Source organism: Chitinophagales bacterium (assembly GCA_017303835.1).
Classification (GTDB): domain Bacteria; phylum Bacteroidota; class Bacteroidia; order Chitinophagales; family Chitinophagaceae; genus JAFLBI01.
In genome coordinates this window covers 722860-738031 of sequence record JAFLBI010000001.1, presented here as the reverse complement: position 1 = coordinate 738031, position 15172 = coordinate 722860, and the positions used below count along the sequence as shown (strand labels likewise).

16 protein-coding genes are annotated in these 15172 nt (G+C 42.0%); 7 read left to right on the top strand and 9 right to left on the bottom strand.

Annotation, left to right across the window (positions count from 1 at the left end):
- Positions 1–30 precede the first annotated feature (30 nt).
- Positions 31–1113 (bottom strand): 8-amino-7-oxononanoate synthase, encoded by a 1083-nt coding sequence (locus tag J0L83_03380; protein ID MBN8663586.1) that lies wholly within the window; start codon positions 1111–1113, stop codon positions 31–33.
- A 36-nt stretch (positions 1114–1149) separates the two neighbouring features.
- Between J0L83_03380 and J0L83_03375 the strand changes: the two genes are divergently transcribed.
- On the top strand, positions 1150–1767 hold the full coding sequence (locus J0L83_03375; GenBank protein MBN8663585.1) for a tRNA-(ms[2]io[6]A)-hydroxylase: 618 nt from the start codon (positions 1150–1152) through the stop codon (positions 1765–1767).
- Here J0L83_03375 and J0L83_03370 read toward each other — a convergent pair.
- From J0L83_03370 to J0L83_03335, 8 genes are read right to left on the bottom strand one after another with little or no spacing between them, the layout of a single operon-like run.
- Positions 1764–2765, bottom strand: coding sequence for a GSCFA domain-containing protein (locus J0L83_03370; GenBank protein ID MBN8663584.1), 1002 nt, complete (start codon positions 2763–2765; stop codon positions 1764–1766). The two genes, J0L83_03375 and J0L83_03370, sit on opposite strands and share 4 nt — an antisense overlap.
- A gap of 1 nt (position 2766) precedes the next feature.
- Positions 2767–3630, bottom strand: a complete 864-nt coding sequence (locus J0L83_03365) for a hydroxymethylglutaryl-CoA lyase (protein ID MBN8663583.1) — start codon at positions 3628–3630, stop codon at positions 2767–2769.
- Complete coding sequence (rlmB, locus tag J0L83_03360) at positions 3623–4366, bottom strand: 23S rRNA (guanosine(2251)-2'-O)-methyltransferase RlmB (GenBank protein MBN8663582.1); 744 nt, start codon at positions 4364–4366, stop codon at positions 3623–3625. The genes J0L83_03365 and rlmB overlap by 8 nt, the downstream gene beginning before the upstream one ends.
- 12 nt (positions 4367–4378) lie before the next feature.
- Complete coding sequence (locus J0L83_03355) at positions 4379–4933, bottom strand: NUDIX hydrolase (protein MBN8663581.1); 555 nt, start codon at positions 4931–4933, stop codon at positions 4379–4381.
- Positions 4930–5427, bottom strand: a complete 498-nt coding sequence (locus J0L83_03350; protein MBN8663580.1) for a hypothetical protein — start codon at positions 5425–5427, stop codon at positions 4930–4932. The genes J0L83_03355 and J0L83_03350 overlap by 4 nt, the downstream gene beginning before the upstream one ends.
- Positions 5428–5485: 58 nt before the next feature.
- A complete protein-coding gene (locus J0L83_03345; protein ID MBN8663579.1) occupies positions 5486–6766 on the bottom strand; it encodes a methionine adenosyltransferase in 1281 nt (426 codons plus the stop codon).
- 56 nt (positions 6767–6822) lie between these two features.
- The gene (locus J0L83_03340; GenBank protein MBN8663578.1) at positions 6823–8352 is read right to left on the bottom strand and encodes a DUF4270 family protein; all 1530 of its coding nucleotides are present in this window, start codon (positions 8350–8352) and stop codon (positions 6823–6825) included.
- Between the two features lie 10 nt (positions 8353–8362).
- Positions 8363–9181 (bottom strand): glycogen/starch synthase, encoded by an 819-nt coding sequence (locus J0L83_03335; GenBank protein MBN8663577.1) that lies wholly within the window; start codon positions 9179–9181, stop codon positions 8363–8365.
- Positions 9182–9288: 107 nt separating this feature from the next.
- Here J0L83_03335 and J0L83_03330 point away from each other — a divergent pair, with 107 nt between their 5' ends.
- From J0L83_03330 to J0L83_03305, 6 genes are all read left to right on the top strand, one after another.
- On the top strand, positions 9289–10140 hold the full coding sequence (locus J0L83_03330) for a pantoate--beta-alanine ligase (GenBank protein ID MBN8663576.1): 852 nt from the start codon (positions 9289–9291) through the stop codon (positions 10138–10140).
- A gap of 53 nt (positions 10141–10193) precedes the next feature.
- Positions 10194–10538 carry an aspartate 1-decarboxylase gene (locus J0L83_03325; protein ID MBN8663575.1) on the top strand — a complete coding sequence of 115 codons (345 nt, stop codon included), beginning with the start codon at positions 10194–10196 and terminating at the stop codon, positions 10536–10538.
- A 25-nt stretch (positions 10539–10563) separates the two neighbouring features.
- The gene (locus J0L83_03320; protein ID MBN8663574.1) at positions 10564–11577 is read left to right on the top strand and encodes a flippase-like domain-containing protein; all 1014 of its coding nucleotides are present in this window, start codon (positions 10564–10566) and stop codon (positions 11575–11577) included.
- Positions 11564–12061 carry a D-glycero-beta-D-manno-heptose 1-phosphate adenylyltransferase gene (gene rfaE2, locus J0L83_03315; protein ID MBN8663573.1) on the top strand — a complete coding sequence of 166 codons (498 nt, stop codon included), beginning with the start codon at positions 11564–11566 and terminating at the stop codon, positions 12059–12061. The genes J0L83_03320 and rfaE2 overlap by 14 nt, the downstream gene beginning before the upstream one ends.
- A gap of 61 nt (positions 12062–12122) precedes the next feature.
- Positions 12123–14213: a polyphosphate kinase 1 gene (gene ppk1 / locus J0L83_03310; GenBank protein ID MBN8663572.1), complete on the top strand. Its 2091-nt coding sequence runs from the start codon at positions 12123–12125 to the stop codon at positions 14211–14213.
- The gene (locus J0L83_03305) at positions 14194–15099 is read left to right on the top strand and encodes an exopolyphosphatase (GenBank protein MBN8663571.1); all 906 of its coding nucleotides are present in this window, start codon (positions 14194–14196) and stop codon (positions 15097–15099) included. The genes ppk1 and J0L83_03305 overlap by 20 nt, the downstream gene beginning before the upstream one ends.
- The last annotated feature ends 73 nt before the right edge of the window (positions 15100–15172 follow it).

The following is a 15172-nucleotide window of genomic DNA, read 5'->3' as shown; positions in this document are numbered from 1 at the left end:
TGGAAGCGCAAGCCGCTGTGCGCAAAATATCTACGACAAGATTTGAATCAACTTATCCATTTCCTCCTTGGTATTAAAAGCATGCAGTACAATGCGTAATCGTTCTGAACCTTTCGGTACTGTTGGATATAAAATAGGTCGTACATCCAATCCGGCATCTTGTAATTGCTGAGCCAACGCCCTTGCAGCTGTATTTCCGGGTACTACTAAAGGCTGAATAGCTGTACTAGACTGCATCAAAGTGTATCTCAAAGTAGCATTTGTCAACTGCTGAATCCATTGCTGAAGTTTGGAACGCTCTGCATACATGGTTGGGAATAACTGATATGCTTGCCTGATTGCTCCAACAGCAGCAGGTGATAATGCTGTTGAATAGATCAGGCTTCTGGCGAAATTGATGAGGTAATCCCGTAATTGCGCAGAGCCCAGTACAACGGCACCATGGCAACCAACAGCCTTACCGAATGTATGGATACGTGCAAATATTTCAGTCTGCAATCCCTCCTGCTGTACCAAACCCTCCCCCCTTTCTCCAATCACACCGGTGGCATGGGCTTCATCAATAATCAGGTGGGCGCCATGTTCTTTTGCTATGGTGACAAGTTCTCTAATTGGACAAAAATCACCGTCCATGCTAAAAACCGACTCTGTAACGATGAACACATTGCCCGTTGCAGATTGCAATTTCTTACGAAGATCACTCAGATCATTGTGCGCAAAAGAATAAGCTTGTGCAAATGATAAACGAATACCATCGCGTATAGATGCATGCGAGAGCTGGTCATAAATAATGGTATCTCCTTTCTGCGGTACGGCAGACAATAAACCCAGGTTAGCATCATAGCCTGAGTTGAACAAAAGGGCTGCTTCAGCTTGATGGAAAGCTGCAATCTCTTTTTCTACGGTTTCCATGATCGGCCAATTGCCTGCCAATAAACGAGAACCGGTTGAGCCGGCAGACAAACCGTTCTCTGACAACAGTTGTCTGTGTGCAATGCCTAGATAATCATTGGAACAAAAATCTGCTTTACCATCCTGCACACGCAGCACACGGAAAGCATCCTGGGCTTTACGTTCATTCAGTTTGTTTTGCAGAAAATCATCCCGATACATGCGCCAAAACTACCGGATGCAACGGATATTTGCTACATGGAAACAAGCAAAACCTCTATTGACGTAAAAAATATTCTGGGTTTGCAATTGCCTACTGATCCACGTTGGGTGGATTTGGCAGGTATTAGTTTGGAAGCTATACTCACAGATCATGCTTATTGCGAGCAAAAAGCGGCTACTACTTGTATCTCCATTATCCAGAAATATTCCGATAAAGAAGCTGTGGTGGAAGCGCTAGCGCCGATTGTTACAGAAGAATGGGGACATTTTCGATCGGTATTGAATGAACTGAAAAAGCGCAACCTCAAATTGGGTAAGCAACGTAAAGATGCTTACGTGAATAAGCTGATGGAATTTCAACAAAAAGGCGGCCATCCTGATGGTCGTTTCCTTGATCAATTATTAATCATGGCTTTGATTGAAGCCCGCAGTTGTGAACGCTTTAAAAGATTGAGTGAAGGTTTGGATGATCCATATATGCGCCAGTTCTATCGTCGTTTTATGGAGAGTGAAGCCGGACATTATACCTTATTCATCACCTTGGCTGAACAATATCTGGATAAAGAGATTGTGCGTAACCGCTGGAAGCAATGGTTAGCCTATGAAGCAAACATTATGGAGTCAAGTGAAATCCGTGGCGATAGAATTCACTAAGCCAATGCTTGTTGGAAAAAACTGATTTCCTGTTGTAAATCCAGATAAGGGTACTGCGCTTGCAGTGTCGTTGCTTTCTGAAGGTTTTGTTCCAGAAATTTTTTGTGCATAGCTGTTTCGGGATTGAATGGCCGATGTTTCACTGCAAGTTGAATGGATGCAATTTCCTTCATCATGGGGTGTGCAGCAGGATCAATGCAGGCTTCTGTAAACTTCTCCCATACATACTGTGTTGCCTGATAATTGGGATGCACCAAATCTTCTGCATAGAAGCGATAATCGCGCAAATCATCAATTACCAATTCATATGCTGGGAAATAGTATAACTGTTCGAACTTGTCAACCAGATGATGCACCGCTTGAATCAATACAGCTTTGCTCCGATTATTTTCAACTACACCTTCGCGCAAATGTCTTACCGGACTAATGGTAAAAATGATGTTGGCATGCGGATTGGCATAGAATATACGGTGTAACATATTATCTAACACCTGAAGCACTTCCTCATAAGTCATCAAATGCTTCTTGAACCAATCAGCCGGTGCTTTGTGGTTATTTGCAGCAACCTTATTTGGTTGATACAGCGGCGCTTTTTCTGTTAACTGATAAGTCCAAGCAGAACCAAGCGTAATCAGAATATTGTCTGCATGCAGGATATGTTGATGCGCTTCCTGAATACTTGTATTGATTTTATGTATCGATACATCGGGTATAATCCCTGAAAAGCGACTATGGTGTTTCCAACTATGCCAGGTTTCATTGAGTTGAAATATATCTGTAGCAGTGTAGATTCGTTGATCAATATAATCTGTAATGGCTTCAGCCACACTGACTGGATTGAATAAAATGCCATGCGGATTTTCCATTACTTGAAACTTATGGTAACGAAGTTTCTCTCCTATATGCTCAGTAAAACAGGAACCAATTAAAAGGTTCCTGCTACCATAGCGAATAGGATTGGTTGATTTAGGTATGGAAAATTCAAAATGGAATTTCATGTCAATGTGTAAAGATGTGATCAGCCATACGAGTTGCAGTAATTAGAGCAGTATGATTCAACTCGGGTAATAAATGTTTTTGCTGCAAATAAGGTATCATCAGGCTGGTATCCATATTGCCCACCAGATCATCCTGCGCCATGGGACAACCACCAATACCTTTGATGGCACCATCAATTCTGGTACAGCCTGCGTCTAACGCAGCTTGCAATTTATCCTGCCACTGATCGGATCTCGCATGTAAATGAACACCAATATGAATATCAGGATAGGCTTTAATCAAACTACTAGTAGCGATTTGTATTTGTTCTGGCGTAGCAAGTCCGACTGTATCAGCTAAAGAAACAATTTTCACACCCAGCTTAGCCATCTGTTCCGCCCATTCCTGCAAAATGGATGCATTATATGGGTCCCCGTAAGGGTTACCAAAGCCCATACTGAGATAGACAACAAGCGTTTTCTTGTGTGCTGAACAAAGTGCTTGAATAGCTGCAACACGTTCCAAACTTTCAGCACGGGTGCTATTGGTATTTCTTAGTTGAAAGGTTTCAGAAATAGAAAAGGGAAAACCTAAATAGTCAATAGCTGCATGTTTTACTGCTTCAGCTGCACCACGCTCATTGGCAATGATGGCTAATAGTTTGGTGGATGTATTGCTTAAATCAAGTCCGGCCAATACTTCAGCTGTATCCGCCATTTGCGGAATGGCTTTAGGCGATACAAAACTGCCAAAGTCGAGTGTATGAAAACCAACTTGCAATAATTGATTTAGGTAAGCAATCTTATCTGCCGTAGCAATTAGCTTAGGCCAGCCTTGCATAGCATCCCTTGGACATTCAATCAATTGTATCAGATGCTCAGCCATTTCTATGTTTCATTGCTTCGTATAAAATAATACCTGCTGCAACAGATACATTGAATGAATCAAACTTAGTGGCCATGGGTATCTTAAAGAAAGCATCTGCAGCTTTCGCTAAATAAGGTTGTACACCCTTGCCCTCGTCGCCCATAATCACACAGCATGGATCTGTAAAGTTGAGTTCGTGTACATTTTTATCGGCACGCATTTCACTGGTAAACACCTGTATGCCATTCAAGTGCAATGTATCCACCGCTTTTAATAAACTATTAACTCGGCAGATATGAATCAATTCCAAAGCCCCGGCACTGCTCTTCATCGCTTCTTCATTCAATGCGCCTACACCTTTATCCGGAATGATGATGGCCTGTGCACCACAACAAACTGCACTTCTGGTGATGGCACCAATATTCCTTACATCAGTTACGCCATCCAGCATTAAAAAAAGCGGCGTCTGTCCTTCACCTACTACATGATCAATTACTTGCTGCAAATCCATGTATTGTACCAATGCAGCAAAAGCAATCACACCTTGGTGGTTTGCCTTGGTAATGCCATTGAGTTTTTCAACCGGCACCATTTGTACTGGTATTTGATACTCCTTGGCGATTTGTCTAATCGCATGGGCAGTTTCGCCAGTTGCATTCTTCTGTAAAAGAATTTTATCAATAGCCCTGCCTGCTTGAACTGCTTCTAGAAGTGGTTGGCGACCTATAATGAGGTTTTGTTTTTTGATGGCCATGTTGCAAAGGTATCATTTCAAATGGCCTTGCGCGCGCAAAAGCGCTACTTTATATACAGCGGCAACGGTTAAAGAGTCTGTAACTTCACCTTTATCTACCATATCAAGCAATTGATCAAAAGGTATTTTGCGCACATGTAACTGCTCTGTCTCCTCAGGCATGGCTTCATGTTGCGTTAAACCACGGGCTATATACACTACACCCCACTCATCGCTAACTGAATTAGATAGATGCATGCCTAGCAAGAAATCCCATCGTGTTGCTTTAAGTCCTGTTTCCTCTAGTAATTCGCGCTTGGCGCCTTCTAAAGGATCAGTTCCTACTCGCCCACCACCTTCAGGAATTTCCCAACTGTATTGGTCTAGCACAAAACGGTATTGTCCAACGATATAGGTATTCCAGTTATCATCCAGCACCAGCACACCTATTGCCGTATTTTTAAAATGTACTTTCCCATAAATGCCTTTACCGCCGTTTGGGTTAATCACATCATATTCCGTCAAGCCTATCCAGGGATTATCATAGACGGCTTTAGCTTGCACAATTTGCCAGGGATTCTGATTCACGCTCTTTTATTTGATACAGCAATCAACAGACTATTCAGTAGAATGTACATAAGGGTTAGGCCTGCTAAAGCGAATTTAACTACAGCAAACCAATAAGTAGCTTCCAAGCTGAATGCATTGTACAATCCTTTAATGGTAAACAGCATCAGGCAGTTTTCCAATACATCCAAAATGCCCACCAACACTACTGCTCTACTCAGCCAAAGATTGATGTTTTGTCGAATAACACTTTGCAGAAATTGTCTAATCCATTTTAGCCAAGCGTATAATAACCAAGTGTAGGTGATGATGAAGAAAAAGTCGATGGTAATATTCCATTTGATGACTGCGTTATTCCAGAGCAGCAAATACTTTTGTACTTGGTCTGATGTGCGAGCTAATTCAAAGTCAACAATACCTCCTGGTGAAAACTGGCTGAATAAAGATGCGCCTTGTATGCGCATCAAAATAAATACAAGTATGGTTGCAAGCAGTGGGATGCCTATTTTTCTCATGTGCTGAAAATAAAAAACCTCTGCCGGATGACAGAGGTTTTCAAGTAATAATTGTTGATTATTTGATTTTAAAAGCTTTTTTCACTTGGTCAACATAATCCAGTTTTTCCCAAGTAAACAGCTCAACTTCCACTTTCTTCTCTGTGTCTTTACCCTTGTTGAACACCTTTGTAACCTTTTTAGGTTCGCGACCCATGTGACCATAGGCAGCAGTCTCAGCATAAATAGGGTTACGCAGTTTCAGGCGCTGCTCAATAGCGTAAGGACGCATATCGAAGATTTTCTCTACAATACGAGCAATCTCACCGTCAGTCTTGTTCACTTTAGCAGTGCCATAAGTATTGATGTACAAGCCACAAGGCTTGGCAACACCAATCGCATAAGATACCTGTACCAGTACTTCATCGCAAAGACCTGCAGCTACCAGGTTCTTGGCTATATGACGTGTTGCATAAGCGGCAGAACGGTCAACCTTAGAAGGATCTTTACCGCTAAATGCACCACCACCGTGTGCACCTTTACCACCATATGTATCTACGATGATCTTACGACCAGTCAAACCAGTATCCCCATGTGGACCACCGATAACGAATTTGCCTGTTGGGTTGATATGGTAGGTGATTTGATCATTGAATAACTTCTGCAAAGAAGCTTTCAATTGCTTTTTCACGCGTGGGATAATGATACCGATGATATCCTTACGGATTTGCTCCAGCATCTGCTTATCGCTACCGAAATCGTCGTGTTGTGTAGATACAACGATGGTATCAATACGTACCGGAACATTGTTATCATCGTATTCGATAGTAACCTGACTCTTTGCATCAGGACGCAGGTACTTCATTTCTTTACCAGCTCTGCGGGTCTTAGACAGTTCCTGCAGAATCTTGTGTGCCAGATCCAAAGCCAATGGCATGTAGTTGTCGGTTTCGCGGGTAGCGTAACCGAACATCATACCCTGGTCACCGGCACCTTGTGCGTTGGCCTTAGCTTCAAAGCTCAGCTTCTTTACAGAACGGTCAACACCACGGTTGATATCTGCACTCTGCTCATGAATAGCAGAAAGGATACCGCAAGAATTGGCTTCAAACATGTACTCAGCCTTGGTATAGCCAATATTGCGAATCACTTCACGAGCAATTTCCTGTACATCCAGGTAAGTCTTAGACTTCACCTCACCTGCCAGTACTACCTGACCGGTAGTCACCAGCGTTTCACAAGCCACTTTGGACTGTGCATCGTAAGCAAGGAAATTGTCGATTAAAGCGTCAGAAATCTGATCGGCTACTTTGTCCGGATGTCCTTCAGAAACGCTTTCAGAAGTAAATAAATAAGGCATATGAATTGGTTATAAATTTTGAATTCGGGTGCAAAAATATAGGGAACTTATCGTAATTAAGAAGTACGTGAATAAATTATGCGTAACCTCAGCCTGAACTTACTGTGATTACCTCCTCCCAGCCTCACTCTGCCAATGGCAGCATCATTTGCTGAGAATGAATTAAAGAAAAGCAATTGCGTCAGGTTATTACCAGGGAAGGGATCACTGTAAAATAAGTAATCACCAACAACAGGGGCATAAATTCTCAGGTCAAATTCATTGTCATTTCTAGTAATAATACCTTGTACATAACGGCTGATATTGAAGGTGTATGTTGCTACTCTATTGTACCCATTTAATGAGCGATAGACCAGATTGCCACCGAATATGTTCACATTGGTTGTACCACCCTGCACTACTTGAAAATCATTAGGGATATTCCGTTTACGCTTATTCAAGCTATCATAAATACCCAGGAAGAGCATATTGGGTGGCAACAATTGATCCAGTTCCGCGCTAAGATTATTATCATCAGGAACTTGCTCTGTAATAAGTTCAGCACGGTGGATGATTCTGCTACTCATGCCTTTTAAACCGGGTATGCGCAGACGAACAAAAGTGCCTGGGCCGGTTTGTACATGTAGAATACTGTCTTTTTGTGTAGCAGGATTATTAGAGAGGAAATTATTAATATTATTCAAACCAGTAGCAGCGCTGCGATTACGTTCTATGAAATTTGCATGTCCATACTGGAAGCCAGTATTGGCATTGGAAAATGTATAGTAAACTGCATCAGCACTATCCTTTCTAACACCATCAGATCTGGTATATGGATATCGATAATAAAGTCCCAGCTTGGTATTACCGTCTGCTAAAGCGATTTTCATCAACGCATTGGTATTAGCGCTGGAGTTTACTTTAATGGCTAATCCGCCAAAATTGGCTCTGAAAGCAGAGTCTGTTTTATAGGCATTTGTGGTATCGAATTGGTTCAGCAATTTTGAAGCAATGCTGACAGGCAATTTGATTCGAATCATATTAATTGCCCTTTCATAAACAGTAACCACTGAATCTGCCAATCTGCGAATATCTACCTGCTGTGTTGCCAAGGGAGTTGGGAAATGCGCAACAGGCAATGTTGTTGGTAATGGACCAGATGGATAATTCACCAGCGGATTCAATCCTTTCGCAGGGTTGATTTCATATACAGAAACAGACAATGGTTTTGTGGAATCACCGTAAAAGCCTTTGTAAGCAAGCATCAATATCGCAGAATCAGCTTTGATACTGTCTTTAGGCTGTCCATTTGTATAAGGGAAAAAAGGTGGCAATGTCTCTAGATAAATGGATGCATTGGTTGTGCCAAATTGGGGATCATTCAAATGTCCCAGCATATGCAAATCGCTGCCACCAACCTTAGTCGTATCGGCATCTTCAAAAATGTCCGTTTCTACAGTGAAACTTGTATCAAGGGTATTCACCCCATCAATTGCTGGAATCAGTGAGCCACCAATATCAGTAGAAGTGATTCTGGTACAGCCGAAAACAAGGGTTAAAGAAAGCAGGAAAACAATGGAATTCCGCACCGGAAATTTCAAAGACATGGGCTCGTAATTACTTGCTTGCAAGGTCGTTGTACAATTCTAAATACTCTGTTAAATCAGAATCCCACCCTTTAAAAGGCACAACCTTCTTACCTTTTACTTTGGTGAATTCATCTGTCAATTTTTTCTCAATAGTATCTGCTCCGAATGTGATTGCATCAGCATGTGCAGCACCTCCTTTGAACAAGGCAGTATTGTTGCTGTCTTTGAATGCATCCAGATCCTTTTCTTTAATATTCGCGTTGATCACTGCGCGTTTCAGAAAATCAGCACCCAGTTTCTCAGCAAAAGTATTCTGACCAATGGTGAAGATCACCTTACTATTACTGAACACTGGTTCACGCTTATAAGCAGTTTTAATATAAGCAGGGATCAAACCTGTCATCCAGCCACTGCAATGGATGATATCAGGTGGCCAGCCAAATTTTTTCACTGTTTCCAAAGCGCCTTTACAGAAAAATATGGTTCTTAAATCATTGTCATCAAACCATTGTTCCTGCTCATCATGGAAAATATATTTGCGCTTGAAGAAGTCTTCGTTTTCGAGAAAATAAACCTGTAAACGTGCATTTGGCAGAGAAGCTACTTTAATCTGCAATGGATAATCATCATCATCAACTGTTACATTGATACCGGATAAGCGTACTACCTCATGCAATCTGTGTCTGCGCTCATTGATCACACCAAATCGTGGCATGATGCATCTTACTTCCAGTCCGCTATCATTACTCTTGATGGCTAATTTGTTAACAATCTCGGCAAACTCTGTCAGCTCCAGATAGGGCGACATCTCAGTGGCAATGAATAAAATTCTTTTCTTTGTTGACATCAGTTCGCTGTTTTAGCAGGTAGCCTGTAAAATAAGGGTGCGAAAGTACGAAAATTACCCCGAATTCAGGCAAAAGCCCCTGTAGTAGGTACTGAAAACCATCCACTATGATCCTTTTTAAACATTCAGCAGACCTGCAGGCTTACCTAAAAAAAACAGTTACAAAAAACACGTCAATAGGCTTTGTACCCACTATGGGGGCTTTGCATGATGGACATATTTCCTTGATCGCGCAAAGCAAGAGTAGCACATCCATCACTGTATGCAGTATTTTCATTAACCCTACCCAATTCAATGATCAACAAGACTTTGCGAAATATCCTGTCACCTTGGATAAGGATATTCAAGCCTTGGAAAAAGCAGGGTGTGATATCCTTTATCTACCCGGAATTGGCGACATCTACCCTACGGGCACCAAAGGTCTGGAACAGTATCCTTTAGGCCGATTGGAAGAATTGTTGGAAGGACATTATCGTCCCGGCCATTTTCAAGGAGTTTGTCAGGTAGTAAACCGATTATTGGATGCTGTACAACCCGATGTCCTTTTTTTAGGACAAAAAGATTACCAACAATGCATGGTGATCAGTAAGATGCTTGAATTGACAGGCAAGCATATTCAATTGGTAAAATCGCCTACCCTGCGTGAGACTGACGGACTGGCCATGAGTAGCCGGAATATACGTTTAGATGCTGCATCCCGAGCAAATGCAACCGCAATTTTCAAATCCCTGCAATACCTGAAGGCCAATCTTAAAGCGGGCAATACCGACATACTTGTTGATACCGCTAAAGCGCAATTAGAAGCTGTAGGCTTTAATCCGATTGATTATGTCAGCATAGCTGATGCCGAAACGCTCGAACCTATCCATGATTGGGACGGCTCAACGCCCTGTGTTGCATTGATTGCAGCATTTCTCGGCGGCGTAAGGCTCATTGATAACCTGGCACTATATCCATAATTAACATCACCGTATCAAACAGCCCCTTACCTTGCGTGCCCAAATCATGATCTATGCTGATAGAGGTAATCAAATCTAAAATTCACCGAGTAACGATCACAGAAGCCAATCTCCATTATGTTGGTAGCCTTACGCTAGATGCCGATCTGATGGCTGCTGCCAATATGATTGAAGGTGAGAAAGTACAGATTGTGAATGTAAACAATGGTGAACGCATTGAGACTTACCTAATCAAAGGAAAAGCTGGTAGTGGCGTGGTTTGTTTAAATGGCCCTGCGGCGCGTAGAGGTGCAGTGGGTGATTTGGTGGTGATTATATCTTATGCACAAATGGATTTCGAAACCGCCAAACAATTCCAACCCTGGGTGGTCTTTCCGAAAGAAGGCAACCGATTGTAAATAAGCCTTAGTAAATTGCCGCAGCATGAACAAGAAACTTGGTTCCATACTGCAATACGTGCTTTTTCTCGGTATCGGGATTTTTCTGGTGTGGTGGAGTCTGCAGCAGATTCCAGCCGATAAATGGGGTGAATTCAAAGCCGCATTAAGTAATGCCCGCTATTGGCTCGTTTTTCCTGTTTTCCTGATTCTGACAGCCAGCCATGTGTTGCGTGCATTACGCTGGAAAATTCTGATCGAACCCATGGGTTATCATCCAAGCTTGCCCAATGCTTTTTTTGCAGTGATGGTGGGCTATCTGGCCAATCTCGCGGTTCCACGTTTGGGTGAAGTATTGAAATGCACCATTCTTGCTCGCTACGAGAAAGTACCTGCTCAGAAATTGGTCGGGACTATTGTAGCAGAACGAGCTTTTGATGTGATCTCGCTGGCTTTGGTTTTTGTATTGGCTTTTATTCTTCAGTTCGATATCGTTGGGCAGTATGCCATCAATTTGTTTCAACAAGCTTTTCAAGACAAAGCTGGAAATATTAACGCAAATAAGCTGGTTATTCTGCTATGCATTATCATCGCCATTATTGGTGCCATCATCTATTGGTTTAAGCAATTTGCGCACCTCGCCATCGTAGAAAAAATCAAACATATTTTATTGGGTATTTGGGAAGGTATCAGCAGTGTACGTAAACTCAGACAAAAGGGTTTATTCATTGTATACAGCGCAGCCATCTGGATACTATATATTGTAGGAACTTGGGTTGGCTTATTTGCGATTGAAGCAACCAGTCACTTAAGTTTAGCTGACGCTATCTCTGCTTTGGCATTCGCTAGTATTGGTATGATTCTTACACCTGGTGGCATTGGTGCTTACGCATTCTTTATTGCCAAAGTATTAGAATTAAGCAATGTGCCATTTGAAATGGGTTATGCGAACGGTACCTTACAATGGCTGGCACAGTTTGGCATTGTTTTATTAATGGGCTTTATCAGTCTGGGATTATTGCCCATCTACAATAGAAAACGCACACATGAAAAAAGCTGATATCATCGAACAAAAGATCATGGACCTCGCAAAAGCGCAATCTATGATCGCATCCTGGAAAGTGCTGGGTAAAACAGTTGCTTTTACCAATGGTTGTTTCGATATCCTGCATGAGGGCCATATTTTCTCCTTGTCAGCTGCTGCCAAAGAAGCTGATTATTTAGTTGTAGGATTGAACAGTGATGCAAGTGTGAAACGCCTCAAAGGTGATGCCCGTCCGGTGAATACGCAGCATAGTCGCGCACTATTATTAGCCAGCTTACTCATGGTTGATGCAGTAGTCATTTTTGAAGAAGATACCCCACTTGAACTGATAAGCGCACTTGCGCCTGATGTATTGGTAAAAGGTGGCGATTATACTATTGAACAGATCGTTTGTTCTAAAGAAGTGATGGCCAATGGCGGACGTGTTGTCATTAACCCCATTGTAGCAGGCTTTTCTACTACGGGCTTGATACAACAAATCAAATCTTCCTATTCTTAGAGAAACTTAACATTGTTGCGGCATTGCGGGCAGTATATTTGTTAGAAGACAGTTGCTTGTTATGCATAAAGACAGGTTTATTCCAAGAGATATCAGCTGGTTGAGTTTTAATGCAAGGGTTTTACAGGAAGCCAATGATCCTACGGTACCCTTAAAAGAGCGTATTCGCTTTCTCGGTATCTTCTCCAACAATTCTGATGAGTTTTTCCGTGTACGGGTAGCTACCCTCAAACGCATGATAGAGTTTGCAGAGAAACGTCGCAAACTGAACATGCATATGGAAGATGATCCACAAGCGATACTGGATCAGATACAGACCATTGTATTACAGCAACAAAATGAATTCAATCGCATCTGGAATAATATCCTTAAAGAACTGAAGAAGGAAAAAATATTTCTATTGGATGAGAAGCACCTGAATAAAACACAGCAACAATTTGTAACCAGGTTTTTTGAAGAGGAAGTGCGACCAAGCATTATTCCGCTGATGATTGAAAGTCTGCCCCAACTACCCTACCTGCACGACAAAAGCATCTATCTCGGCGTGGTGATGCGTAAGCAGAAATCAGCCTATGATCAGAAATATGCGTTAATTGAAGTGCCGGCAAAAGCTGTTGGCAGATTTGTACAATTGCCTTCTGCAAACGGAGAGAAAGCCATCATCCTGCTGGAAGATGTGATTCGATTTAACCTGCCCTATATCTTCTCGTATTTTGGCTATGATCATTTTGACGCCCATGTATTCAAAGTAACCAAGGATGCAGAATTAGATATTGATAATGATGTGAGTACCACTTTTGTAGAGAAGATTGAAAAGGGTATCAAGAATCGCCGCAAAGGAAAACCGGTACGTTTTGTGTATGATAAGGAAATGGATGCTGGCCTATTGGAATACCTGATACGTAGACTGAGCCTTTCCCGTAAAAGCAATATCATTCCTGGTGGACGTATCCATAATTTCCGCCACTTCATGGATTTTCCGGATGTATTCAAACCAAATCCACGCAGGGCACCCTTTATGCACCCAGCTTTACAAAATGCATACAGGGTAACAGACATCATTCTTGAAAAAGATGTATTGCTCCATTTCCCATATCACAGTTTTAATCCGGTGATTGATTTGCTTCGCGAAGCAGCCATGGATCCACAGGTTCAGTCCATTCACATTACAGCCTACCGTTTAGCTAGTAATTCCAAAATCATCAATGCGCTTATCAATGCAGCACGAAACGGTAAACAAGTAACGGTGATGCTGGAACTCAAAGCGCGTTTTGATGAGGAAGCCAATCTCGAATGGAAAAATGTATTGGAAGAAGAAGGCGTAAAAGTGTTGTTGGGTGTTCCTAATATGAAAGTGCACGCCAAATTATGTGTGATTAAAAAACGTGTTGGCAATAAAACCATTCAATATGGTTTTGTAAGTACTGGCAACCTGAATGAGAAAACAGCCAAGGTGTATGGTGACCATTGTTTGCTCACCAGCAATAGAAATATCATGGCAGACATCAACCGCATCTTCCAATACCTCCTTAACTGGAAGCGTGGTATGCAGCCATTACGAACTTGCAAAACACTGAGCATTTCTCCTATAACGATGCGACAAATTTTACAATCCCATGTTGCCAAAGAAATCAAACTAGCGAAAGCAGGCAAACCTTCTAGTGTGATTGTAAAATCCAATTCACTCAGCGATAAAACCCTGATCGATCAACTCATGGAAGCTGCCAAAGCCGGCGTGGAAGTGAAACTGATTATCCGTGGTATTTTCTGTGGTAAAATGGATATCAAAAAAGCTGCTACGCCTGTACAAGCTATCAGCATCGTGGATGAATACCTAGAGCATGCCCGTGTGGTAATTTTTGGCAATGGCGGAAAGGAGAAGATTATGATCTCCAGTGCCGACTGGATGGTACGCAACCTTGATCACCGTATTGAAGCAGGTGTCTTCATTACAGACCCTGAGCTAAAACAGGAACTGAAAGAGATTATCCACATACAATTAAGAGACAACGTAAAAGCACGTAGGCTGGATAATGAGCTGAGTAATAACTATGTATCTTGGGCTGGTAAAAAGAAGATAAGGTCTCAGATAGAGATTTATCAGTATTTATACCAGAAAACCCAGAAGCAACGTGAGAATCGCCGCCATTGATATCGGCAGTAACGCAGCCAGATTATTGATTACCGATGTGTTGCCCAACACCGATGGCAAACCACATTTCAGCAAACTCAATTTAGTGCGTGTACCCCTTCGCTTGGGTTTAGATGTGTTTGAAAAGGGTGAAATATCCAAGGAAAGAAAAGGGATGATTCTGCAGACCATGAAAGCCTATGGTCATTTGATGAAGGTCTATGATGTGAAACATGTCATTGCCTGCGCCACTTCTGCCATGCGAGATGCATCCAATAGTGAGGAAATCATCCGCAAAGTGCGGATGGAAACCGGCATTGACATTGAAATCATCAGCGGAGATTTGGAAGCATCCATTATTTACGAAAACCATATCGCAGAAAACCTGGATACCGATCACAGTTATCTCTATATTGATGTAGGCGGTGGCAGTACCGAGCTCACTTTTTTTGCAGACAACAAACTCATCTTTAAGCAGTCTTTCAATATTGGTACAATTCGTTTATTGAAAGACATGGTTTCTGAATACCGTTGGGATGAAATGAAAGAGTTCGTCAAAAACGGCACCAAGGGTTATAAGAAACTCATTGCCATTGGTTCAGGTGGTAATATCAACAAAGTCTTCTCACTCAGTAAGAAAAAAGAAGGCAAACCCCTGCATATTGATTTGCTGAAGGATTACTACAAAGAACTCTCTGCAGTTTCGCTGGATGAAAGAATGCGTATCTACAAACTTCGGGAAGACCGCGCTGATGTGATTACACATGCGCTACAGATTTATATCAACGTGATGCGCTGGGCTGATGCGGAAGAAATCTACGTACCCAAGATTGGTCTGGCCGATGGTCTGGTACAACATCTCTACTACAGTTTACAGGAAAAAGTTGGCGAAACAAGCAAGAAGTGAGCGTAAAATGGTCTTTAGGCGATAGTCTTAAGTCTTTGGTTTGTTTTATTTGGCATTCATTATATGCAATTAT

Excerpts from the sequence above, each read along its gene's own strand:
- J0L83_03380 (MBN8663586.1), bottom strand. The coding sequence starts at position 1,113 with ATGTATCGGGATGATTTTCTGCAAAACAAACTGAATGAACGTAAAGCC.
- J0L83_03375 (MBN8663585.1), top strand. The coding sequence starts at position 1,150 with ATGGAAACAAGCAAAACCTCTATTGACGTAAAAAATATTCTGGGTTTG.
- J0L83_03370 (MBN8663584.1), bottom strand. The coding sequence starts at position 2,765 with ATGAAATTCCATTTTGAATTTTCCATACCTAAATCAACCAATCCTATT.
- J0L83_03365 (MBN8663583.1), bottom strand. The coding sequence starts at position 3,630 with ATGGCTGAGCATCTGATACAATTGATTGAATGTCCAAGGGATGCTATG.
- rlmB (MBN8663582.1), bottom strand. The coding sequence starts at position 4,366 with ATGGCCATCAAAAAACAAAACCTCATTATAGGTCGCCAACCACTTCTA.
- J0L83_03350 (MBN8663580.1), bottom strand. The coding sequence starts at position 5,427 with ATGAGAAAAATAGGCATCCCACTGCTTGCAACCATACTTGTATTTATT.
- J0L83_03345 (MBN8663579.1), bottom strand. The coding sequence starts at position 6,766 with ATGCCTTATTTATTTACTTCTGAAAGCGTTTCTGAAGGACATCCGGAC.
- J0L83_03340 (MBN8663578.1), bottom strand. The coding sequence starts at position 8,352 with ATGTCTTTGAAATTTCCGGTGCGGAATTCCATTGTTTTCCTGCTTTCT.
- J0L83_03335 (MBN8663577.1), bottom strand. The coding sequence starts at position 9,181 with ATGTCAACAAAGAAAAGAATTTTATTCATTGCCACTGAGATGTCGCCC.
- J0L83_03330 (MBN8663576.1), top strand. The coding sequence starts at position 9,289 with ATGATCCTTTTTAAACATTCAGCAGACCTGCAGGCTTACCTAAAAAAA.
- J0L83_03325 (MBN8663575.1), top strand. The coding sequence starts at position 10,194 with ATGCTGATAGAGGTAATCAAATCTAAAATTCACCGAGTAACGATCACA.
- J0L83_03320 (MBN8663574.1), top strand. The coding sequence starts at position 10,564 with ATGAACAAGAAACTTGGTTCCATACTGCAATACGTGCTTTTTCTCGGT.
- rfaE2 (MBN8663573.1), top strand. The coding sequence starts at position 11,564 with ATGAAAAAAGCTGATATCATCGAACAAAAGATCATGGACCTCGCAAAA.
- ppk1 (MBN8663572.1), top strand. The coding sequence starts at position 12,123 with ATGCATAAAGACAGGTTTATTCCAAGAGATATCAGCTGGTTGAGTTTT.